General features: G+C 71.5%; 17 protein-coding genes. 8 read left to right on the top strand and 9 right to left on the bottom strand.

What is annotated here, in order from left to right:
* The first annotated feature begins 89 nt into the window (after positions 1-89).
* Complete coding sequence (locus IE244_RS14740) at positions 90-941, top strand: hypothetical protein (protein WP_191873968.1); 852 nt, start codon at positions 90-92, stop codon at positions 939-941.
* Positions 942-1121: 180 nt separating this feature from the next.
* Here IE244_RS14740 and IE244_RS14735 read toward each other — a convergent pair whose 3' ends face one another.
* Positions 1122-1346 (bottom strand): hypothetical protein, encoded by a 225-nt coding sequence (locus tag IE244_RS14735; RefSeq protein WP_191873967.1) that lies wholly within the window; start codon positions 1344-1346, stop codon positions 1122-1124.
* A gap of 160 nt (positions 1347-1506) precedes the next feature.
* Here IE244_RS14735 and IE244_RS14730 point away from each other — a divergent pair, with 160 nt between their 5' ends.
* Positions 1507-2631 (top strand): phosphatidylinositol-specific phospholipase C domain-containing protein, encoded by a 1125-nt coding sequence (locus IE244_RS14730; RefSeq protein ID WP_229854109.1) that lies wholly within the window; start codon positions 1507-1509, stop codon positions 2629-2631.
* A gap of 97 nt (positions 2632-2728) precedes the next feature.
* Here IE244_RS14730 and IE244_RS14725 read toward each other — a convergent pair whose 3' ends face one another.
* Positions 2729-3226, bottom strand: a complete 498-nt coding sequence (locus IE244_RS14725) for a carboxymuconolactone decarboxylase family protein (RefSeq protein WP_191873965.1) — start codon at positions 3224-3226, stop codon at positions 2729-2731.
* 248 nt (positions 3227-3474) lie between these two features.
* Here IE244_RS14725 and IE244_RS14720 point away from each other — a divergent pair, with 248 nt between their 5' ends.
* A complete protein-coding gene (locus IE244_RS14720) occupies positions 3475-4350 on the top strand; it encodes a universal stress protein (protein ID WP_191873964.1) in 876 nt (291 codons plus the stop codon).
* A 47-nt stretch (positions 4351-4397) separates the two neighbouring features.
* Here IE244_RS14720 and IE244_RS14715 read toward each other — a convergent pair whose 3' ends face one another.
* Both IE244_RS14715 and IE244_RS14710 read right to left on the bottom strand, forming a co-directional pair.
* On the bottom strand, positions 4398-5504 hold the full coding sequence (locus tag IE244_RS14715) for a sensor histidine kinase (RefSeq protein WP_191873963.1): 1107 nt from the start codon (positions 5502-5504) through the stop codon (positions 4398-4400).
* The gene (locus IE244_RS14710; protein ID WP_191873962.1) at positions 5501-6166 is read right to left on the bottom strand and encodes a response regulator; all 666 of its coding nucleotides are present in this window, start codon (positions 6164-6166) and stop codon (positions 5501-5503) included. The genes IE244_RS14715 and IE244_RS14710 overlap by 4 nt, the downstream gene beginning before the upstream one ends.
* Before the next feature lie 293 nt (positions 6167-6459).
* On the opposite strand from IE244_RS14710, the gene IE244_RS14705 reads away from it, so the two are divergent.
* The 3 genes from IE244_RS14705 (at position 6460) to IE244_RS14695 (ending at position 10007) form a co-directional block, all read left to right on the top strand.
* Complete coding sequence (locus IE244_RS14705; protein ID WP_191873961.1) at positions 6460-7170, top strand: histidine phosphatase family protein; 711 nt, start codon at positions 6460-6462, stop codon at positions 7168-7170.
* A gap of 152 nt (positions 7171-7322) precedes the next feature.
* On the top strand, positions 7323-8315 hold the full coding sequence (locus IE244_RS14700) for a beta-propeller domain-containing protein (RefSeq protein ID WP_191873960.1): 993 nt from the start codon (positions 7323-7325) through the stop codon (positions 8313-8315).
* Between the two features lie 846 nt (positions 8316-9161).
* Positions 9162-10007, top strand: a complete 846-nt coding sequence (locus tag IE244_RS14695; RefSeq protein WP_191873959.1) for an SDR family oxidoreductase — start codon at positions 9162-9164, stop codon at positions 10005-10007.
* Between the two features lie 17 nt (positions 10008-10024).
* Here IE244_RS14695 and IE244_RS42765 read toward each other — a convergent pair whose 3' ends face one another.
* The gene (locus IE244_RS42765; RefSeq protein ID WP_191873958.1) at positions 10025-12067 is read right to left on the bottom strand and encodes an AfsR/SARP family transcriptional regulator; all 2043 of its coding nucleotides are present in this window, start codon (positions 12065-12067) and stop codon (positions 10025-10027) included.
* A 202-nt stretch (positions 12068-12269) separates the two neighbouring features.
* On the opposite strand from IE244_RS42765, the gene IE244_RS14685 reads away from it, so the two are divergent.
* Complete coding sequence (locus IE244_RS14685) at positions 12270-14318, top strand: GAF domain-containing sensor histidine kinase (protein ID WP_191873957.1); 2049 nt, start codon at positions 12270-12272, stop codon at positions 14316-14318.
* Positions 14311-15006, top strand: coding sequence for a response regulator (locus IE244_RS14680; RefSeq protein ID WP_229854108.1), 696 nt, complete (start codon positions 14311-14313; stop codon positions 15004-15006). Before IE244_RS14685 ends, IE244_RS14680 begins: the two co-directional genes overlap by 8 nt.
* Here IE244_RS14680 and IE244_RS14675 read toward each other — a convergent pair.
* The 4 genes from IE244_RS14675 to IE244_RS14660 all read right to left on the bottom strand — a co-directional run bounded on the left by IE244_RS14675 (position 14973) and on the right by IE244_RS14660 (position 21319).
* Complete coding sequence (locus tag IE244_RS14675; RefSeq protein ID WP_229854107.1) at positions 14973-17066, bottom strand: M14 family zinc carboxypeptidase; 2094 nt, start codon at positions 17064-17066, stop codon at positions 14973-14975. The two genes, IE244_RS14680 and IE244_RS14675, sit on opposite strands and share 34 nt — an antisense overlap.
* Positions 17067-17363: 297 nt before the next feature.
* On the bottom strand, positions 17364-17465 hold the full coding sequence (locus tag IE244_RS14670; protein ID WP_191873955.1) for an ALQxL family class IV lanthipeptide: 102 nt from the start codon (positions 17463-17465) through the stop codon (positions 17364-17366).
* A gap of 19 nt (positions 17466-17484) precedes the next feature.
* Complete coding sequence (gene lanL / locus IE244_RS14665) at positions 17485-20244, bottom strand: class IV lanthionine synthetase LanL (protein ID WP_191873954.1); 2760 nt, start codon at positions 20242-20244, stop codon at positions 17485-17487.
* Between the two features lies 1 nt (position 20245).
* Positions 20246-21319, bottom strand: coding sequence for a radical SAM protein (locus IE244_RS14660; RefSeq protein ID WP_191873953.1), 1074 nt, complete (start codon positions 21317-21319; stop codon positions 20246-20248).
* Positions 21320-21534: the final 215 nt, after the last annotated feature.

Here is a 21534-nt window from a genome sequence, read left to right as displayed (position 1 = left end):
TTTGTACCGGATTTGTGCGCCGCACACGTCAACAGGGCCCCGCTGGAAGCGACTTCGGCGGACCACTTTCGACAACAGGGGAGATTCATATGCGTATACAGGTCAGAGCCGCCGCTGTTTCCGGTGCCGTCGTGGTGTCCGCGCTCGCTCTTCCGGCAGCCGCCCACGCGGCGGAGCGTCCGGGAGCGTCGGCGAAGCTCGGGGCGTTCGCCGCGGAGAGCGTCCACCCGGACACGTCGCTGGGCAACATCACCTTCTCGAAGGCCGTCATCAACGGCGGCCAGGACATCGTCCTCGGGGTCGCCACCCGCAAGTCCGTCACCGTCACCTATACCGCGACCAGTTCCAGCGGCGTGGCCCTCACGGAAGCCTTCCTCTGGCAGGGCACCGACCCCTCCAGCACGGACACCATCACCGGCTCCCTGGGCACCGACGACGACCCCAGCTGCACCGAGTCGACCACCCGGACCGGCGTCTACAGTTGCAAGGCCGTCTTCCACATCAACGCGGCCTCCGATCTGAAGAAGAACGGTGCCGCCGGAACCTGGAAGCTGTTCCTCGGCGGGTACGACCTCTACGCGAACGCCAGCTACAACGACGACGTCGCCACCACCAAGATCAAGAAGGCTGCCCAGCTGACCCTCGACGCCACGCCCGAGCCGGTGCAGAAGGGCAAGGCCATCACCGTCACCGGCCGGCTGAAGCGCGCCGACTGGAACGCCGGCACGTACTCCGGCTACTCGGGGCAGAAGGCGCTGCTGCAGTACCGCAAGAAGGGCAGCCGCACCTACACCACGCTCAAGACGGTCACCAGCGGCACCGGCGGCTCGCTCAAGACCACCGTCAAGGCCACCGCCGACGGTTACTACCGCTTCTCCTTCGCGGCCAGCACCACCACCGCCGCTTCCACGTCGGCCGGCGACTACGTCGACGTCAAGTAGCTGCGGCGCAGGGGCTTTGGCCGACACATGAAACACGGCGCGCCAGTGGTGCTGTAGGGACGACGCCGCCGGGCTGACTCCGCCCGCGCCCGGCGACGGACGGGCGCCGGCGGCGGGCGGTCCGTGCGGCGTCCCCGGGCGGCACCCGAAGTCGCTCGGTTCGGGGACGCCGCGGGCCGACTACACCTCACCGGTGGCGAACAGCTCCAAGTGCCCGCACTTGGGGCAGCGGAACGCCTCGATCTGCCGCCGGGGTCGGCCCAGCCGCTTGGCACCCCCGAAGACCCCCCGCTCCAAGGCACCTTCGATCCAGCGCGCGTACCCGCGCGAGTGCTCGCCGGCGTCCTCGATGAAACCTTCCATCAGGCCGACGGTGCCGCAGTGGGTGCACGTGTGGTTGCTCATCCGGCAAGTGTAGGACGGAGTCCGAGCGGCATCCGGACCGGCGGCGGGCCCAGCGGGTGGCCGCGCATGTCTTGCCTTTGGATGAGGTGCAGGGAATGCTGTGTCGGCCGCGATCCGCACCTAAATTGACATGCCCTTGACAATCTAGGGAGAGCCGGACATGTTCTTCCTGCCACGGCGTAGCCGATCCACCCCTCACACACCCCGGCGCCTCACAGGCACGATCTCCGCGCTCGGTGCCGTCCTTGCGGCGCTGAGCGTGGCCACCACCGCCGCACCGGCGTCGGCCTTCGACCTGCCCTGGTGGCCGGGGCCGTCGACGCCCGCGTTCAACAGCCTCACCAGCGTCAGCAACCCGGACTGGATGCGCCAGATCCCCGACTCGACCGGTCTGGGCCAGATGCCGATCCCCGGCACCCACGACACCATGGCCGTTCACGGCGGCGCACTCGCACCCTGGTACTACCAGACCCAGGAGAACCACGGCGACAGCGCCGACACTCTGACCGCCCAGCTCGATGCCGGTATCCGCGCCATCGACATCCGCGTCCGCATCGTCAACGGCAACACCGCCTTCGCCATCCACCACACGAACGTCTACCAGAACGCCAACCTCGACGACGTGCTCAGCAAGGCGCGGGCGTTCCTCACCGCCCACCCGCAGGAGACCGTCCTCATGAGCCTGCACGGCGAGTGCGACGGCGACACGACCGAGGGCGGCACCGGGGGCCTGCAGATCGGCAAGTGCGTCGACGATCCGTCCAACGCCACGGGCGCCGACCGCGTCCGCATCTTCGGCACCTACGTGGACCGCTACCCGGGTCTGTTCTACGCCCCCACCGTGACCGGCACCAGCACGGCCGACACACCCACACTCGGTCAGGTACGCGGGCACATCGTGCTCACCGGCTTCAGCGGCCCCCGAGGACAGGTGTACAGCGGATTCGGGCTCACCCGGTTCCTGCCGACTCCCTTCATCCCGTGGAACGAGTGCAACCTGGACACCAGGTGGTCGCTGGTCACGGCCAGTCTCCAGCAGGTCGCCGCCGACAGGACCAACACCATGGGGAGCACCGGGTTGTCGGCCAGCTGTCCGCCGTTCGGCGCAACCTACACCCAGGTGGCCAACGGCTACGGTGGGAAACAGGGCATGAACCAGCGGCTGCTGGACCACCTGCAGACCCACCCGGGTCACACCGGCGTCATCAGCACGGACTGGCCCGGCGGCCGGCTCGTCGACGCCATCATCAGCCACAACACGGCCGGCGGCACCGCGGTGCCGTAACGCATCCTCAGAACCCGGGAGCGGCGCCCGGCCCCCACCGGGCCCATGAGGACCGAGCGCCCGCCCCCGTCGGGCCCCGCTCAACCGACCGATCAGCTCAGTCCCACTGCTCGGCCGCGAGCGAGCTCACCGGCTGCGGCTTGCCGATGACGGCCAGCGCGATGAAGAAGTTGATCTGACCGATCGCGATCGTCAGGGTGGCCAGCGCCTTCTCGTCGTAGTGCTTCGCCGCCTCCGCGTACAGCTCGTCGGAAACCCGCTCCTTCCCACACTGCGCCAGCTGCAAGGTGGCCTCCACCAACGCCAGCGCGGCCCGTTCGGCCTCGCTGAAGTACGGCGCGTCCTGCCACGACGACACGGCCGTGATGCGCTCCTCGGACACCCCGGCCTTCCGCAGGAAACCCGTGTTCAGAATCGTCAGGTAGGTGTTACCCACGATCTGTCCCGCACGCAGATGCACAAGACTCATCGTGGTACGCGGCACCGAACGGTTACCCGTGGCCCGGAACAGGGCCGCGCTGACGTCAGCCAACTCGGGCACGAACTCAGCAGGATTCGGCATCCGGGAGATCGAGGGGTTCGAGGGGTTCGTCATGACCGCACTCCTTCACATCGGCTTCGCATCGGCCTGGTCGGCGACTTCACAGCACTGACGGACCGACCCACCCAGATGTGACGGCCATCCGGAGGATTTTTCTCCGATGCGCCCCGGCGGACCGCGATCCGGCCGTGGACCACCGATCCGGGACCCGGCCGGTGTGTCGCGGTGGTGCCCGGACGGTGCCACGGTATGCACAGGGGAGGGGGTCTCTCGGAAGCCGGACGAAGAAGGCGGTGGCGGCGATGGAACTCCCGCTGGTTGTGGGCGTCGACGGATCGGAGTCCAGCCTGCTGGCGGTCGACTGGGCTGTGGACGAGGCGGCACGGCACGGGCTGCCGCTACGTCTGATCCACGCCTCCCTGTGGGAGCGGTACGAGGGAACCCAGCCGGCGCTCGGCACCGACCGTCCCGCGGGGACGGACATGGCGCAGCACATCATCGCTTCCGGCGTGGAACGTGCCCAGCTCCGCAATCCCGAGGTGAAGGTGTCGGGCGACGTACTGCACGATGACGCCGTGTCCGTCCTGCTGCGGACGGGGCCCGAGGCGTTCGCCCTGGTCACAGGTGCGCGTGGGCGTGGCGAGGTCGCCGGGCTGCTGCTGGGGTCGGTCAGCCTCGCGGTGGCGGCCCGCGCGGTGTGCCCGGTCATCGTGGTCCGTGGCGCGGTTCCGAACCGGCAGGGATCGTTCGACCGTGTCGTGGCAGGGGTGAGCGACTCGGCGGGCGGCGTGAGCGCCGTACGGTTCGCCGTCCGCGAGGCGGAGAAGCGCGGCTGCGCCCTGACGGCCGTACGGGCCTGGCGGACCCCGGCCCAGGAGCCCGTGGACCGTGTGGTGATCGCCGACGACGATCCCCGTCTGGGTGAGGAACGGGCCTCAGCCGGTCTCGACGACGCCCTGCGCGAGGCCACACGGGAACTCCCGGCCGTCGACATCCATCGCCGACCGGTCGAGGGCCCCGCCCACCGGGTGCTGCTGCGGGCATCGGCCGAGGCCGACCTGGTCGTCGTCGGCGCTCGCCGTCAGCGGGGACAGCCAGGCCTGCAGCTCGGTAGGGTCGCGCACGCCCTGTTGCACCGGTCGGACTGCCCGGTCGCCGTGGTCCCCGAGTCGGCCTGAGAGCTCATGGGAGCGGACGAGGTACGACCTGCCGTCGACGGTGTCGGTCACGGTTCCTGCTTGACCGGGAGTTCCAGGCGAAGTCGGTAGCCGCCGTCGGGGGTGGGACCGCAGGTGACGGTCCCGCCGAGGAGGGCGGCGCGCTGGTGCAGGGCGATGAGGCCGTAGTGCGCGCTGGGAAGGGGCAGGGCGGGCCGGGTCGGGGCGGTGTTGCTGATCGTGACGCGGACGGTGTCGCCCTCGAAGCAGGCGCGTACGTCGGCGGTGGCCCCCGGGGCGTGTTTGCGTACGTTGGTCAGCGCTTCCTGGATGGTGCGGTAGACGGCGCGCTGGAGAGTCGGCGGAAGGTCGCCGGGCAGGTCCGTCGTCAGCTCCGTGTCGATGCCGCTGGTGTCGATCAGCCTCCGCAGGTCGGTCAGGGACGGCTGGGGGGTGAGTTCCGTGGGCCGGTTGTGCGAGCCGCGCAGCACGTTGACCATGTGCCGTAGTTCGTTCAGTGTCTGCACGCTCAGCCGGCGAATCGTGGCCGCGGCCTGCTTGGCCTCGGCGTCCTGGGTGGCGACCTGCAGGGCTCCGGCCCGCACCGCGATGAGGCTCACCTGGTGGGAGACCACGTCGTGCATCTCGCGGGCCAGCTGTGCGCGCTCCTCGGCCAGGACGGCCTGCGCGCTCAGCCGCCGTTCGTGGTCGCGCGCCTGGGAGATCTCGGTGAGCCGCAGCGACAGGTCACGCCGCGCCTGGACGAGCTGGCCCAGGAAGACCGGGGCGGCGGCTGTCGCCGCGGTGTAGCCGAGGGTGATCAGGGCCGAGGGATTCCACAGGTCGAGATGCGGGGACGGCGTCCACCGGGTCATGTCGCTGAGCGTGTACGCCATGGCGCACACGGCCAGGAGCGTGCGGCGCCGGGTGATCGTGGCCAGGGTGTACAGCGCCGCCAGGGAGGCGAAGATCGCGTCGGAGAGGAGGACGGAGGGCAGGGTGAGCAGGAAGGTGAGCAGCGGGAGGCGGCGGCGCAGCAGAAGGAGGCTGGCGGCGGCCAGGGCGACCGCCATGCGCAGTGGCTCGTCCGAGGTGACATGGACGAAGACGTCGAGCAGTGCCGCACCGAGGAGGGTGGCATCGCGCAGTGCGGTGGCCAGGGGGCGGGACATCATCCCGGCTCCAGGCTTCGGGGCTGTTTCAGAAGGCCCGCGCGTTCGGCGACCAGCGCCGCCTGGACGCGGCTCGAGACCTCAAGCTTGGTGAGGATGGCGCTCACGTGGTCCTTGACCGTGCCGGTGCCCAGGTGCATCCGCGCGGCGATGTCGGCGTTGGACAGTCCCTCGGCGATCAGGACGAGCACGGCACGTTCGCGATCGGTCAGTCGGTCCAGGCTGCGAGGGGCGGGTCCCTGTCCGCCTGCCTCGAGGTATCCGTCCACGACGGCCCTGGTGACCTTGGACGACAGCACGGTGCCGCCGTCGGCCAGGGCGCGCACGAGGAACGGCAGCTCCACCGGGTCGGTGTCCTTGAGCAGGAAGCCCGCCGCTCCGCAGCGCAGGGCCGTGGCCACGTAGTCGTCCATGTCGAACGTCGTGAGCATCGCCACCACAGGAGGCTCCCGCAGCCGGCGCAGATCGGTGAGGACGGAGAGTCCGTCCACGTCCGGCATGCGGATGTCCAGCAGTACGACGTCAGGGTGGGTCTCCTGCGCCGTGCGGACCGCCTCCGCGCCGGGAACGGCCGCCACGACCTCGATGTCGTCCGCGGCGTCCAGGATGCACCGGAAGCCCGTACGGATGAGGGCCTCGTCGTCGACCACCAGTACCCGGACCACGTGTGCTCCCGTTCGCCTTCGGATCACTGTCCGTGGTACCACGCCGGCAGGCGCTCCGCTTCCGCACGCGAAGAGGCCCCGGGTGGCGGGGCCGGCACCAGCCGGTCGGCGGGGACGTTTCGGACTCCTGCCGGATGGCTACGGGAGGAGGGTTCATCAACCCTGAACTACATGGCGCCGAACGTGGCGACCGCCCATGGCCTGCGACGTCGAGCCGGTGGGCATGCCAAGCCGCACGCTGCCGCCGGAGGGACGTCATCGCGACCCGGCGGGCCGGAAAGGAGCGGAGCACCATGACGATCCGCCTGACACTCGTGTGCGCGCGCCCCGCAGACACCTTCGCGGACGCCGTCTTCGGCCACGCGCTGGACAGCGAGTACGACCCGCAGGGGGCGGGCGCCGCGCCGGCATCGCTTCGCCCGCACTCGTGGGCCGTGCGCTCACCTTCGAGCGGCTCCGCGCTGACCGCCGCGGCCCTGGGCCTTGCGGCCACCTCGGAGCCCGTACTGCGCGACCTCGACTACGGCGCGTGGCGCGGCGGCGCAGTGGCCGACATCGTCGCCGCGGACCCGCACGGATACAGTGTCTGGCTCACCGACCCGGATGCGGCGCCGCATGGCGGAGAGACCGTACGCCAGCTCTGTCGCCGGGCCGCGGCCTGGCTCGACGGTCTGCCCGCGCAGACGGACGCTGCCCTGGTCATCGCCGAACCCGCCGTCATCCGGGCCCTGCTCGTGCATGCTCTGTCCGCACCGGCCCGTGCCTTCTGGACACTCCGGGTGCCGCCCCTGTACACCGTATGTCTCACTCGGCACGGTGACCGCTGGCACATCCGGTCGGCCGACGCTCCGTCCGACCAGGGCGTGGTGTGGCGCGCGCCCCTCCCCCGGCGTCCGCTGTCCGGGCACGGGCGACCGGTGAGTCGTCGCGGGACGTACGCCTGCGGGCACAGAGCCACGTCGTTCGGGGGCGATGGCTCTCAACGGCGGGGAACCGCGGCCTGACGTGATCGCATCCCTGTGACGGCGATGTACGCAACCTGTCACAGGGCTCGTACCGCCAGGTGCCGCGGCTTCCCACGAAGCCCCGTCGGATGGGATGTTTACCGGCCGGAGCGGCCCGAAGTGGGCCGCCGGGAGGGATCGGGGTAGACACCTTGACGCACCGACGACACCGCGCCGGCAACGACAGAACCGCCGGAACGGCTCGAAGAACCGGCACGGCCGGTGACATCAGCTCACCGCGGCGCCGCCTGGCGGCGGTGGCCGCGACGGCGCTCGCCATGGCCGTACCACTGACACTCGGCGCCGCGGGAGACGCCGGGGCGGCGGTGGACCACTCGATCGTCTTCGCCCGCTACACCGCGACCGCGCCCGTCGAAGACCTCTACGCGGTCTCCCCCGGTGGCGGTGCGCCCGTCAAGCTCACCCACACGGCCGGCGTCAGCGACGTGATGCCCAGCTGGTCCCCGGACGGCAAGCGGGTGGCCTTCGTGCGCTATGGATCCGGTGGCGCGATCGACGGCATCTGGACGATGACGAGCACGGGCAGCGACCTGAAGGCCGTCCCCGGTACGAAGGGTGCCTCCGACCCCGCCTGGTCCCCGGACGGCAAGCGGATCGCCTACGACAAGCCGGTCGGCACCCAGCGCGAGATCTATGTGGCCGACATCGACGGCACCCCCGCCACCCGGCTCACCCACACCGCGGCGGACGACCTTCATCCGACATGGTCCCCGGACGGCAGGTACCTGGCGTTCAACCGCGCGGACGCGGGCGGACACAGCAGGGTGATGCGCATCCGGCTCTCCACCCTGGCCCAGACGGCGGTCACCGCCTCCGACTCCCACGACTGGGCCCCCGACTGGTCGCACGGCGACCGAATCGCCTTCAGCCGCGTGGACTCCTCGGGCTTCGCCCGCCTCTACCTCGTCCGCCCCGACGGCACCGGACTGCACCGGATCACCACGGCCCGCCTCAACGACAAGAATCCCTCGTGGTCCCCGGACGGCAGCCGCCTGGTCTTCACCAGGGGCGGTGGCGACGACGCGGACCCCGAGCACCTCTTCCTGGTACGGGCCGACGGCACCGGACTGACCCAGCTGACCAAGACCGACTCCCATGACCTGGAGGCCGACTGGCGCCCGTGAGGCACCCGTCAGCGGCCGGCCCGGCCGGGCCAGGCCAGTGACCTGAGCCGGATTCCCTGCCTGTTTCTGTGACATGGGGCCTCCCTCGTCCGCTGCGGCCTTCACCGACGGCCGCGGCGGACGAACCGCTGGGAGGGCTCACCACCGACACTCAGGTGCACGAGCCGACCTCGGTGGAGATGTCGGGCTCCAGCACCGCGCCCTGGGGCTTCAGTCGGTGCACACCACGACAGCATAGAGCTGCCGCACTTCCGGATCCTCCGATCGCACACTGATGCTCTGGCCGAAGTGGGTCACCGACGAGGTGACCAGCTCGTTCACCGTGTCGGTGTGGTACCCGCCCCCGGCCTCCTCGCTCGCTGAACCCCTATCGGCCGAACTCTCCTCCGAGATCGGCCCACCCGTGGTTGAGCCCGGACCACGCGTTGTCGAAAAAGTTCCCGGCTGTGTCGTATCCATAGCTCCACCAGGAGTTCCGGACGGATTGACCGGTGAAATTCAACCGGAAGAGGTCGATCTTGGTCGCCAGATACTCCTCAGCTGCTTGTGTCGGGCCCGCGACCGCGGCAGGCACGGCAAGCGCACCTGCTACGAAAGTCCGCCTACTCAGCATCCACGAGTCCCTCTCGACTCCGACCAGCCGGTAAGTGGTCGCCGAATGACGGTGTTTCACCGACATCTCACGGACGACACTTCATCCCCCGCGGCCGGATTCCCTACTCGCCCCGCGCAGAACTGTCCTGATCCCGTTCACGCACCCCGGCCCCCGAGAGAATCGAACACAGGCGGATCCGGCCCCGAGCCGTGGCGTGAATACTCGCCGCTGCCATCTGAGATGATTTGACGATGATTCTGGTGACTGGCGCGAGCGGGAACGTCGGAACGGCTCTCCTCGCTCGTCTTCGTTCCGATGGCGTGGCCGCGCGGGCGGCTTACCGTGATCCGCGCACCACGGCTCAGGTGATCAAGGCAGGCGGTCAGGCGGTGACGCTCGATCTGGACATGCCGGACACGATCGGTCCCGCACTCGACGGCATCGAGACCGTGTTCCTTCTCGGCGCGACGAGCCCCGCACAGACGACGCACGAGCTCAACATGCTGGCAGCCGCCCGTGTGGCGGGTGTCCGGGTGGTCAAGCTGTCGGTCTGGCGGGCCGACGAAGGGCTCTCGCCCATCGCCCGGCTGCATCAGCCTGTCGAACAGGCGCTGGTTGCGTCCGGGCTGCCCTGGACGATCCTGCGGCCCAACTTCTATCTGCAGAACTTCCTGCGCCAGCCGTCCATCCGCGAGGCCGGGGAGTTCAGCTTTCCGTTGATCACCGCGCCCATCAGTTTCATCGACATCGGCGACATCGCCCGTGTCGCGGCGAAAGTTCTCGCCACCGAAGGCCATGACGGCTGCGTCTATGACCTCACCGGGCCGAAGGCGCTGACCTACACCGAAGCCGCCGATGAATTCTCCGACGTCCTCGGCAAACCGGTGCGCTACGTGGGCCTGCCGGACGCCGAAGCGCGGGCGGCCATGCTGCGGCGCGGGATGCCGGGGTTCTCCGTCGACGCGCTGATGGGAGTTGCCCGCGCTTACCGCACCGGCGGTGCCGAGACCGTCACCCCCACCGTGGCCGACCTCACGGGCCGTGCGCCCCTGGGCTTCGCCGATTTCGTGCGCCAGAACCGTCACTTCTTCGACTGACCATGGCCCTCGTCCGGTCAGCCCCTGACCACCGCTCGGACGGGATAGGGCGCCGGGCTGACGTCGATTTCCTTCATGTACCCGGAGTACAGCCGGTAGCGGCGCCGTGCCTCGCCATGGCGGCCGGCCTCCGCCAGTCGGCAGACCAGGGCGAGGTGGGTGTCCTCGTCGTAGGGATCGCGCTCCAGCAGTCGGAGCCTGTAGTGGATCTCCGCGTACGTGTCGCGGTTCTCGGCAGCCGCCGCCGCGAGCCTGGCGAGCAGTTCCGCATGGGCCGCCTGGGCTTCCTCCCGTAGCGCCGTGGCCCACTCCGCGTAGGGATCGTCCGCCAGGACGTCGCCGCGGTACAGGCCCTCTGCGGCGGTCAGCGCCGCGAAGGCGTGCTCGGCCGACCGCTCGGCGACACCCAGCGCATGGCGTGCGGTGGCCAGGAACTCCTGTACGTCCACGTGCAGCCGGGCGAGGCCCACCACCTCCTTGTCCGCGACGATGAAGTGGTCCTGTGCCATCCGCCGCTGTGGATCCAGGACCAGGCGGAGGATGGACAGGGCCACCGACAGCCGGTTTCCGCACCGGGCCGGATCCTGTTCGGGCCACAGGGCCTCCATCAGCAGCTCGCGCGGTGTGGGCAGGCCTCGTCTGGCGACCAGGAGCTTGAGCAGGTCCCGTGCCTTCTTCGACTGCCACTCCTCGGCCGGGACCGGGCAGCCGTCCCGGACGACCTGGAAGCCGCCCAGCACCCGTACGGTCGCCGACGGACGCAGGCTTGCGGCCGCCCGGTTGAGCAGCCCCGCCGCGTCGCCCGCACCGGCGCCGACCCCGAACTCGCCCAGCAAGGCGGTGGCCTCACGCACCCGTGTCGCGCCGGCGCCCTCCAGCCGCGCCCGCGCGACGGTGACCCGGGCCACGGCGATCGGACGCTGCGCGGTGGCCCACATCGCCTCGGCGTCCCGCAGCAGTCCTTGCCGTGTACCAGGGTCGGCGGCACACATCGCCTCCAGTTCCAGCACTTCGGCGAACACCGCCCGGCAGCCCTGCGCGCCCGGCTCGTGCGCCGCCTGCCAGGCCGCCTCGACGGCCGCCTCACGGCGCCCGCCCGACAGGGCGATCCAGCCGCCCGCCAGCAGGGCACGGATCCGCGGCGGGCCGGCGCAGCCCTGCGCGGCCCGGGACGCCAGCACCGCCGCCGACTGGGGTTCGCCGGCCCCCCGGGACACGGCGAGCCCGGTCAGGGCCGAGGACAGCGTCTGACGGTCGCCGGACTGTTCGGTGAGGACCACGGCCTCCTGGTAAGCCGCCCGGGCCGGCCCCAGGTCACCGCGTTCCCGGTGGACGTCGGCGACACCGAGCAGCGCCTGCGCTCCCACGGCCAGGCCCATGCCGTCCCCGAGCCGGTGGTATTCCATGAGCACACCGGTGAACTCCGCTGCGGCGCGGTCGAGTTCGCCGAGCGCCAGCAGCGCGGCGGCCCGGCGGCACCGCGCCGACAGCACCAGGGGAACCGTGAGGGCGGCGTCCCCGTCGGCCACGGCCAGTGCGCTGTCCAGCTCGGCGAGTACCTCGCGGGGCTCCCCCCGCTCGATCCGCTGCTGCGCCGTGCCCGTCACCGCCAGCAGCCGCAGCAGGGGGTCGCCCACCGCACGGGCGGTGTCCTGCGCGCACTGCCGGTGGTGCTCGGCGGCCGCACAGCGGCCGTCCGCGGCCGCCACGACCGAGGCCGTGGTACGCACCGCCACGCAGGCGTACGGATCACCGCAGCGGTCCAGCGCGTCCACGGTGCGTCGGGCGAGGGCCTGGGCCTGTCGTAGCACGCCCCGGGCGCAGTGGGCGGCGGCGGCCCAGGCCGCCGCCGTGATCTCCTCCGCCGTGCGCAACTCGCCGGAGGTCAGGCGCCGGTGGGCGGCCACGGCCCGTTCCGGTTCGCCGAGCAGCTGGTAGACCGCGACCAGCCGGCCGTCCGTGCCGGCGCGGTCGCGCAACAGGCGTGCGACCGCCGTACATCGTGCCTCCTCACGGTCGGGTGACCGGTGCCGCGGTGCTGCCGTCTGTGTGGTGGTCATCCTCGCCCCCTCCGCGCCGCCCGCCGCGGCGCTGCCACGCTCACCGCGACCCGGCACCGCCGGACCGCCCCGCGACGAGTGTGCTCGGCCGCGCGCGGGCGGCGAATCCGGGCGCCCTCTGTTCCTGTATGGAGGTTCTCCGCCATTCCGGACGGAGGCATGCGTGCTGTACAGCGCAAAACGGTCAAGCGACACTTGATCCATGGCGGTTGAGGACGCACGGGGCATGCGTGTCCTGGCGGTCAGCGGTGGACTGGGGCTGCTCTACGCCGTTGCGCTCGGGGCCGGGCTCGCGGCCTCGCGGACGCTTCCCTGGGCTCTGGGAGCGGTGCTGCCGTGTTATCTGGCGGGGCTGTCGCTGTGCTGGAAGGCGCCGGGGCATCCGGTCGCACGACGGTTGCTGGCGGTGGGATCGTGGGCGGCCCTGGGGCTGGTGGTGCGGTTCACCGTGGCGTTCCTCGGCTCCGCTGCCGGCTGGGTCCCGGGGCCGGCCGTCAGCTGGCCGCTGCTGTTGCTGGCGCGGATGGTCGACGTGGTGGCGGCCGTCATGGTCGCCCGGCTGCTCGCGCTGCTGCCGGACGGACGCGAGCACCACCCCTACGAACGCGTCGCGCTGCGCTCTCTGTGGCTGCTGCTCGCGGCTCCCCTCGTGGTGATGCTGGTGCCGATGCCCCTGTGGCTGCGGCTGCGGCTGCTGGTCCAGCCGGAGGCATGGATGCCCGCGGTGGGGGCGGGTCTGTTGGTGGTGCGGTCGGTGCTGGACACACGGCGGTCCGGTGCCCGGAACGCGGGCCGGTGGCGGACGGTCGCGGCGGCGGCCTTCGCCCTGTTCGCCGGACGCGGCTCCATGAGGCTGTTCCGGATGTGGCAGGGAGACGACGGGCCGGCGTACTTCATCGGCTGCGCCCTGGGCGCGTTGCCCTACGTCGTGGTCTCGGCGGGTCTGGTGTACGGGGCGTTCCGGCACCGGCTGCCGGGACTGGACTTCACCGCCCGGCGCTCCACCGTCTACGGACTGCTCTGGACCATCATCGGCGGATGGTACCTGGGCATGGTCACCGCCCTCGGGCTCACCGCGAGCCAGTACCTGCCCATCAGCGCGGCGGTCCTGGTCGCCGTGAGCGTGACGATGCTGTGCCAGCCCCTGCGCCGGCAGGCCAACCGGCTGGCCGCGCGACATGTGTTCGGGGTGCGCCCCTCCAACTTCGAACTGCTGGTGCAGTTCGGCACGACCCTTGAGCACGCCTACGACCTGACGCTGCTGGCACCTCAGCTCGCCGTCAGCCTGCAGGAGTGGCTGGATCTGCGCTGGGTGCGCGTCGAGTTGGGCACCTCCGGGCCGGGCCGGCTGCCCTCTGCCGACGGGACGGCGGGTGTGCCGCCCGACGGCGCGGGCTCGTCACGGACCAGGGTGGGGCTCTGCTACGGCGACGACGCTCTCGGCTTCATCGAGTACGGGCCCAAGGACGAGGGCCGGTTCACCCCCGAGGACCGTGACCTCGTGGAGACCCTGGCCCGGCAGGCGGCGCTCGCGGTGCACAACGCACGGCTGAACGCCGAACTCTCCATCCGTATCGAGGAAGTGCAGCGTCAGGCCAGCGAGCTCAACGCCTCCCGCACGCGGCTCGTGCAGGCCCAGGACACCGAAAGACGCAGGATCGAACGCCAGCTCCACGACGGGATCCAGCAGGAACTCGTCGCGCTCGTGGCGAAGCTGCGGCTCGCCCGCAACCAGCTGTGCCGCAACGGCGACACGGTGTACACCACCCTCACGGAACTGCAGGACGACGCCTGCCGCGTCATCGACGGGCTGCGCGAGCTCGCCCACGGCATTCATCCCCCCGTGCTGACCGACCAGGGCCTGGCGGCGGCCGTGATGTCCCGGGCCCGCAGGCTGCCGATCCCGGTGACGGTCGAGATCGAGCCGTCCGTGCGTCCGGCGCGCTTCACGCCCGACATCGAGGAGGCGGCGTTCTTCCTGGTGTCGGAGGCGTTCACCAATGTCCTCAAGCATGCCCGGGCGGGCCGTGTGACGGTGCGGATCGGACGCGCCGGCGGATCGCTGCTGCTGGACGTGAGCGACGACGGGGTGGGGCTGTGCCCGACGACCGGGCCGGGCTCGGGGCTCACCGGGATGCGGGACCGGATCGAGGCGGTCGGCGGCGAACTGTCCATCATCAGCCGGCCCGGTGACGGGACCACTCTGCGGGCACGTATCACCGAGACGCGACGGGAGACCACCGATGTCTGAACCGATGTCCGGCAGGATGCGCGTGGTCATCGCCGAGGACCACTACCTGGTACGCGAGGGCACCCGACGCCTGTTGGAGGACACCGGCGAGGTCGTCGTGGTCGCGGCCGTCGGCACGGCGGACGAACTGCTGGACGCGGTGCACCGGTTCCGTCCCGACGCCGTGATCGCCGACATCCGGATGCCTCCCGACCACCACACCGAGGGCATCACCGCCGCCCACGCCATCCGCGCCGCCCACCCGGGCATCGGCGTGGTCGTCCTGTCGCAGCACGCCAACGAGCAGTACGCCTTCGCGCTGTTCCAGCACGGCACCGACGGACTGGCCTACCTGCTCAAGGAACGCATCGGCGAGCTGGAGGAGCTGCTACGGGCCCTGCGGGAGGTCGCCGCCGGACGTTCTGTGATCGACCCGCGTATCGTGGAGGTCCTGGTGGGCAGTCTCACCCGCACCACGGACGCGCCGTTGTCGCAGCTGACACGCCGGGAGCTCGATGTGCTGCGGCACATGGCCCAGGGCAAGAACAACCGGTCCATCGCGGAGTCCCTGTCACTGTCGGAGTCGACCATCGAGAAGCACGTCAACTCCACCTTCGCCAAGCTGGGCCTGGCGGAGGAGACTCAGCTGCACCGCCGTGTCACCGCGGTGCTCACCTACCTGCGGTACGGCCCCGAACCGGCACCGTGACGGTCCGCCCGCCGGCCGCCGCTCCCGCACACCTGCCCCACATCGACCCGCTGGCCCCGGCCGACGGTGACCTCGGTGCTCCCCACACGGTGTCCGGCCCGGTCCGCACAGGTCAGCGTGTACGCCTCGGTGGGGCCGTGGACCGTGGGCAGCGGTGACCGGAAGTCGACCCGGCCCGTCCAGGCGTCCGGGCTGGCGGGGTCGGCCTGCTGGAAGTCGACCACCACGGCGGTGTACCGGCCGGGCGGCGGGTCGAACATGACGACCTGCTGGGAGTCGGTGTCGCCCACCACCGACTCGCCCACCGTCTTCCCGGCCGGGTCCAGGACGTACAGGTCCCATTCGGTCTTCCGGGACCGCCAGTTGATCGACACGGTCATTCTGCCGTTGTCGGCCCGTGGCGGTCCTTCCACGGTGAACGGGACCCGGTCCGCCGCCGGATCGGTGGGGTAGTCGGTGTTCACCGGAGGCAGGGCGGACGGGTGGCCGAGGAGGAAGGGCGGCTGGACGGGTGCCTGCGGCTCCCTTCCGTACCGCCCTGCCACGTAGGGCCGGGTGGAGGGGTTGACCGACCAGGTGAACCCGCCGCCCGGGGCGAGAAGCGTCGAATCGAGCGTGTCGGCCACCGTGAGCGGCGGCCCCTGCGAACCGTCCGGCCGCCGGACCGGCGAGGTGGGGGTCCGGAAGGACTTGTGCAGCCGCAGCCGGTATCCACGCGGCGCCGTTCCCGTCACCGTGGCGTGCGCCGCCGGGTCGGCGGTGTCGGCGAGCATCTCCAGCAGCGCCGCGCGGTTGCCGCCCTTGCCCGCCCCGGCCGCGGGCGCCGTACCGTTGTACTCGGCCACCACCCCGTCCGCGTAGGGGGGATGGGCGGTGCGCGGGCCGATCTCCAGGGTCAGGCCGAACCCTCCGGTGGCCCAGTACGACCAGTCCTCCGTCATCCCGGTCGCCTCGTACAACTCCCGCGCCGGGATGCTGCGGTAGCCGTTGTGGGAGGCCAGCCGGTCGCTCAGGGCCCGGTACGCCGGTTCGTCCAGCGGCGGTTGGGTGTCGTTGGAACCCGGCGGGCGCACCACGAGGTCGCCATAGGTGTGCAGGCTCACCAGGTCCGTGACCTGCCGGGTGGAGACGAGGGAGCGCACATCGCGGGTCTCGGGCTCGGAGAAGGGCGCCGAGCCGCGGTAGTGGTCGTCGTCCCACAGGGGGGAGGCCCCGGCGCCGCCCCAGAAGCCCGCGTAGTTGCGGTTGAGGTCCACCCCGCGCATCCGTCCGGCCTGGTTGGCGGAGCACGGCCCCGTGCGGTACTCCGGCGGCGAGTCCCCGGCCTCGCAGTTCTTGCGCTTGTCCTCGTAGTCGAAGCGGGAGAAGTCGCCCTTGGGTGCCGCTGTGCGGGAGACGGCGAAGCCGTCGGGGTTGACCACCGGCACGATGACGCTGCGGGTCCGGCGTACCAGCGCACGGATCCGGGGATCGGTGCGGTAGCCGGAGGCCAGCTCGTACGCCCACTCCATGGCGATCTCCCCGCTGGGCCACTCGGAGGCGTGATGCAGGCCGAGGGTGAGCATCACCGGCTTGCCGTCCTCGGTCCGGGCCGGGTCGGTGGACACTTCCACCCCGGACACCTCCCGCCCCTCGGCGGTGAGGTAGGGCAGTGTGATCGACGTGACCAGGGATGGATGGGTACGGGCGAGTTCCTTCAACTCGTACTGGTACTCGTACAGTTGCCGATACGTGGTGCGGCCGGAGGGCAGGGCGGAGGGGGGCGTCGGCGGGGTGGCAGCAGGGCGAGCGGGAGCGGGCTGCCCCTGCGCGGGCACGACCTCGACCTCCAGCGAGACCGTGCGGGCCCGTCCGGCATAGCGGCAGCCCTGCACCACCAGCCGCTGCCCTCGGGTGACGGTGCCCTCGGCCAGCTCCCGGCTGTGCGGCCCGGAGGAGGCGTCGACCAGGGTCCCGGAGGCCTTGTCGAACACGGCCAGGTCCCAGTCTCCGGTCGCGTCGCCCCGTAGTGTCAGCCGCGCCCGCAGCACACCGTCCGCCGGCGTCGTCACCTCGCGCACCGAGACTCCTGGAGCACCCGGGCGGAGGACGGCCGAGTGACAGGGCCTGGACACGGCCCGGTCGGTGGAGAGCACGGCCCGGTCAAGGGAGGAAGGTCCGGACGCCGGCGTGGGCGTCGGTGCCAGCAGAGCGGCCAGGACGACGGCTCCCGCCGGGGCGGCGAAGAGCGGCCTCAGTGCCCTGCCGTGGGCCCGTCGTGTCCGCATGGTCTGCCCTTCCCGGTGCCTGGTCGGTGGTGTGGGTCGGTCACCGCCCCCGTCGGAGCGAGGGCGGTGACCTGGTTGCGGCCGCAGCCGTCAGAAGGTGCTGCAGCACGAGCACCGCGTCGGCTCGGGCCAGGCGCCGCTCTCGGGCTCCTCCTGCTCCAGAACCTGCAGGGCGTTCACGTCGAACTCCATTGCCATTCACCTCCTTTCGTCATCGCGGGTCGTCGGCCGGTGCGGGAGCGGCATGGGCCACCTCCGCGCCGGAGTCCTCGGGTCCGGCTGCCGTCAGCGCCCGCGGCAGCCACATCCGCGGGCCGCCGTGCGCGAGGCGCGTCAGGAAGGCGACCACTCCGGAGAGCCCGGTGTTGAAGTCGGCCCAGACGGCCGTGCCCGTGTCGTCGGGGACGACCATGCGCCCGTCCCGGACGACATGGCGGACATGGATGCCCGCCGCGAGCTCCTCGGCCCAGCCCCGGTATGTGCCGTCACCGGTGGTCTGAGCGAGGTCGAGCAGGAACTCGCCGTCGCCGGCGAGGCCGTGGCACTGGGTGGGCCCTTCGTGCCAGCGGGTGCGGCGCACGGCCACGGCCGCCTGCCGTGCCACCGTCAGAAGATCCTCGTCGCCGGTCTCCTGCCAGGCGTGCAGCAGGAAGGTGCCCGCCCCCGAGGAGCCGCTGCACCAGTGGGTTTTGCGCGGGCTGCCCGGCTCCCCGGTCCGCCAGTACGCCGCCCCGTCCTCCACCTCGGCCACGCCGAGCAGCGTCCGGGAGGCCTCGACGGCCAACTCGGCGTACGCGGCCGTGCCGGTGGCCCGTGCGGCTGCCAGGAGGAAGGCGCCGACACCCGCCACGCCGTGCGCGAACCCGTAGTGGGCGAGGTCGTCGGAGCCTGCCAGCACCTCCCGGGGAATGGGCCACAGCAGCAGCCCGTCCCGGCGCGCCGCCAAGGCCGCCACCGCCTCGGCCGCCCGCCGCGCCCGGTCCAGGAACCGCGGCTCCCCGGTGGCCTCCCAGAACCGCAGCTGGGTCAGCCCGGCCCCGGCCACACCGTGGCAGACATCCGGTACGGGTCCCTCCAGCGGCGTCCCCTCGGCCAGGCCCATGGCGTGTGCCAGCAGCGCGGTGTCCTCCAGCAGCCCGGCCGCGTCCAGCAGCGCCCAGGCGGTACCGGACCGCCCGTAGTACAGCCCCGGCAGACAACGCGGTTCGCGCCCCACCAGCCCGCTGATCCAGTCCGCCGCCGCGCGCACCGCCGCACGCAGGGCCGGCTGCGGTTCGAGCCGATGGGCGTGGACCAGGACGCCGAGCACTCCTGCGGCGCCGTGCTGGACGTTGAACGGGTCCGACGCGGTGCCGACGGGGCCGGAGGGCCACAGCCGGTCGGAGCGCCGTGGGTCCATGGTGGCGAGCAGATGGTCGAGACCGTCCGTGACGAGCTGCTTGAGCTCGCCCTCCCCGATGGACCGTGACACCGGAGCCGGACCGGACGGCGCCCGTTCGGTGTCCGCCTCGCGCAACCGGTGCAGGACCTCGTCCAGGGCGGGACGTGCCGCTGGGTCGTCGTCGAGCAACGCCCGTACGAGCGGGGCGAGGCGACGCGCGGCCGGGTTGCCCGCCGACAGCCGTGCCAGCCAGGAGGCCAGCCGCTCCTTCTCCGCGCCGACGCCGCCGTCACCGGCGGCGAGGAGCGGATCCACTCCGGTGGCCAGATAGAACAGGGTGGCGCCGAGACTGTACAGGTCGGACTCGATCCCGGGCGCGAGATCGATGCGTGCCGCGTTGACCTGCTCGGCCGCCGCGTACCCCGGGGTGTGGACGCGCAGCACGGGTTCTCCCGGCCGGGCGAGCGTCTCCAGGTCGACCAGCCGCAGGATTCCGTCGTCGGTGACCATCACGTTGTTGGGGTTGAAGTCCCGCAGGACCCAGCCCCTGTGGTGTACCGCACGCATCATCTCGGCCAGCCGGCGGGCCGTGGCGAGGGTCTCGTCAGGATCGGGTCCCCATGTGTCGCCGTCGTCGAGGGGCAGCCGGTCGAGCACCCAGCGGCGCAGAGTGACACCCGTGAGGGCTTCCTGGACCAGGAACAGGTCACCCTGCTGCTCGAACACGGCCACCGGGCGCGGGGTGAAGCCGCTGTCGGCGAAGTCCTCCAGCATCCTCGCCTCGTGACGCCGTAGATCGCGGGCGTCACCCCCGGCGAGCGTGGCCGCCGCGTGACGGCGCGCCTGCTTGATGACGACCGCGTCCCCGGTGTCCTGGTCCACGGCTCGGTAGACACCCCCGGCGTAGGCGTGCCGGATCACCGCGCGCACCAGGAACCGCCCGTGGAGCAGCACCGGTGCGGGCTTGGGTGGTTCGGTGCCCCGTTCGGGCGCGAACGGATCGCGTGGGGCCCACGGCGGCGGAGCGAACCAAGGCCGGCGGCTGTCGCGGACGAGTGCACCGTCCGGGGCGATGAGCATCGCGGCGCGCATCCCGTCGCCGTCCAGCGTGCTCACCCCACTGAAGACGCCGTACCGGTAGTGCACCAGGCTGTGGGGGAAGCACGGACGGTCGGACAGGATGCCCGGCCCGGGCAGCCCCAGGGTCGCCCGGTGCAGCTCGCCGGCCAGGTCCCGCAGCCAGTCGTCGTCGCCTTCCGGGTAGACGGTGAGGAACTTCCCGCCGCCGCCCCGCTCGTAGTGCCGGGAGATCAGCTCGCCGGCACGCTCAAGGGTCCCGGCGAACTTGAACCGGCAGCCGCGGCGTACCAGCACCTCGGCGGCACGCGACAGGACGACGGGGGCCGACAGCGGCGTCGCCGAGAGGTGCAGCTTCCAGCCCTGTGCCTGTCGTGACTCGCGCGGCGGGGAGACGTAGCACCAGAAGTCCCCGGCCCGTACCCGCCACTCGCCGAGAGGGCCCGCGTCGCCGTCCCCGGCGCGTGCGAGTACCGCTGTGACGACGTCGAACAGCACCGTGTCCTGGTTCATGTCACCTGCCTCCGTTCGAGCCGGCGGGACGGACGGTCAGGTCGGGGCGGCGGGTGAAACGGGCGCGGTCGGCGTCCGTGCCGAAGCGGTGGTCCATGAGCCGTACCGCTTCCGCCCAGTCGGCCATGGTGCGGACCGCGGACAGCGTGCGGGTCACGAACGGGTCGTCCCACCGCTGTAGAGCCCGCCGCCAGAGCACGTCCACCGGCTCGTCGAGGACGTTGCCGACCGTGCCCTCGTACACGGGCATCGCCCGCACCTCGCCGTCCGGCTCCACCTGGATGACCTGGAAGCCCAGCCCACGCGCCACCTGGTCGGGAGCCATCCGCAGTTCGAGGTTGTCCGAGGTGAGCACCAGCACGCCCGGCGGCGCGAGAGCGGCGAGACGCGTCCGCTCCTGCTCGCTGCCCAGTCGGCGCACCTGCTCGTCGTCCGGCAGTTCCCGCTCGACGAATCCGGGCCGGCTGGCGAGCCCGGCGGGAATCACCGCCTGGAACGACAGGATCCGCATCTCGGGGAAGCGGGGGGCGATCCGGGTGCAGAACGCGTCGAGGTGGTCGGCGTTGCTGCGCACGACGACGCACTCGGTGCCGAACTGAAGTGGTTTCAGCCCTTGACCGCGGCGCGCACGGGAGACCTCGTCCAGCAGTTCCAGCGTGCGCAGGGCCCGGTCGAACGATCCCGCCCTGCCCCGGATCGCGTCGTGCACCTCGGCGTTCGGTCCGTCGAGGCTGACCACGAAGCGGTAGCACACGTCCGCGAGCCGTTCCACCATGGCCCGGGTGACCGGCCAGCCCCCTGTGTAGAGGAGTACCTTGACGCCGCTGTCGGTGAACCGTCGGGCGACCTCGTCGATCCAGGGCACCATCAGCGGCTCGCCGCCGCCGAGCGACACCACGCCCGGGCGCAGCGCGACGATCGCGTCGGTGATCCGCAGCATCCGGTCTCGGTCCGCCTGCCGGGTGGGGCGCCGGCCCGACTCGGAGTAGCAGTGCGTACACCGCAGCGGGCACGCGTAGGTGATGTCCCAGATGACATCCCTGGGACCGTCACCCGTCTGTGCCGTTCGGTCCATCGTCGCCTCCGGCGTTGCTGTTCCTGCCTTGGCACCATCCTGGCCGGGGGTCTGTCGGTGGCCTTAGTCCCGTCTTGCGGTCGTCGCCGGCCGTCGGCCGGCAGGCCTGCGAGGTGTGGCACCGGCTGCGTCGTGCGGGCGTATGCCCTCCATGTCGAGCGTGGCCCGCCTCAGTCGGGAAGCTCGACGGGCTCTGCGAGTACGACGTCCGCCGC

Source organism: Streptomyces filipinensis, assembly GCF_014649495.1.
Taxonomy (GTDB): domain Bacteria; phylum Actinomycetota; class Actinomycetes; order Streptomycetales; family Streptomycetaceae; genus Streptomyces; species Streptomyces filipinensis.
This window is presented reverse-complemented; position numbering and strand designations above follow the sequence as displayed.

Coding starts and splice junctions, on each gene's coding strand:
- IE244_RS14720 (WP_191873964.1), top strand. CDS start 3,475: ATGGAACTCCCGCTGGTTGTGGGCGTCGACGGATCGGAGTCCAGCCTG.
- lanL (WP_191873954.1), bottom strand. CDS start 20,244: ATGAACCAGGACACGGTGCTGTTCGACGTCGTCACAGCGGTACTCGCA.
- IE244_RS14680 (WP_229854108.1), top strand. CDS start 14,311: ATGTCTGAACCGATGTCCGGCAGGATGCGCGTGGTCATCGCCGAGGAC.
- IE244_RS14670 (WP_191873955.1), bottom strand. CDS start 17,465: ATGGAGTTCGACGTGAACGCCCTGCAGGTTCTGGAGCAGGAGGAGCCC.
- IE244_RS14725 (WP_191873965.1), bottom strand. CDS start 3,226: ATGACGAACCCCTCGAACCCCTCGATCTCCCGGATGCCGAATCCTGCT.
- IE244_RS14730 (WP_229854109.1), top strand. CDS start 1,507: ATGTTCTTCCTGCCACGGCGTAGCCGATCCACCCCTCACACACCCCGG.
- IE244_RS42765 (WP_191873958.1), bottom strand. CDS start 12,067: ATGACCACCACACAGACGGCAGCACCGCGGCACCGGTCACCCGACCGT.
- IE244_RS14715 (WP_191873963.1), bottom strand. CDS start 5,504: ATGATGTCCCGCCCCCTGGCCACCGCACTGCGCGATGCCACCCTCCTC.
- IE244_RS14705 (WP_191873961.1), top strand. CDS start 6,460: ATGACGATCCGCCTGACACTCGTGTGCGCGCGCCCCGCAGACACCTTC.
- IE244_RS14695 (WP_191873959.1), top strand. CDS start 9,162: ATGATTCTGGTGACTGGCGCGAGCGGGAACGTCGGAACGGCTCTCCTC.
- IE244_RS14685 (WP_191873957.1), top strand. CDS start 12,270: ATGGCGGTTGAGGACGCACGGGGCATGCGTGTCCTGGCGGTCAGCGGT.
- IE244_RS14735 (WP_191873967.1), bottom strand. CDS start 1,346: ATGAGCAACCACACGTGCACCCACTGCGGCACCGTCGGCCTGATGGAA.
- IE244_RS14740 (WP_191873968.1), top strand. CDS start 90: ATGCGTATACAGGTCAGAGCCGCCGCTGTTTCCGGTGCCGTCGTGGTG.
- IE244_RS14660 (WP_191873953.1), bottom strand. CDS start 21,319: ATGGACCGAACGGCACAGACGGGTGACGGTCCCAGGGATGTCATCTGG.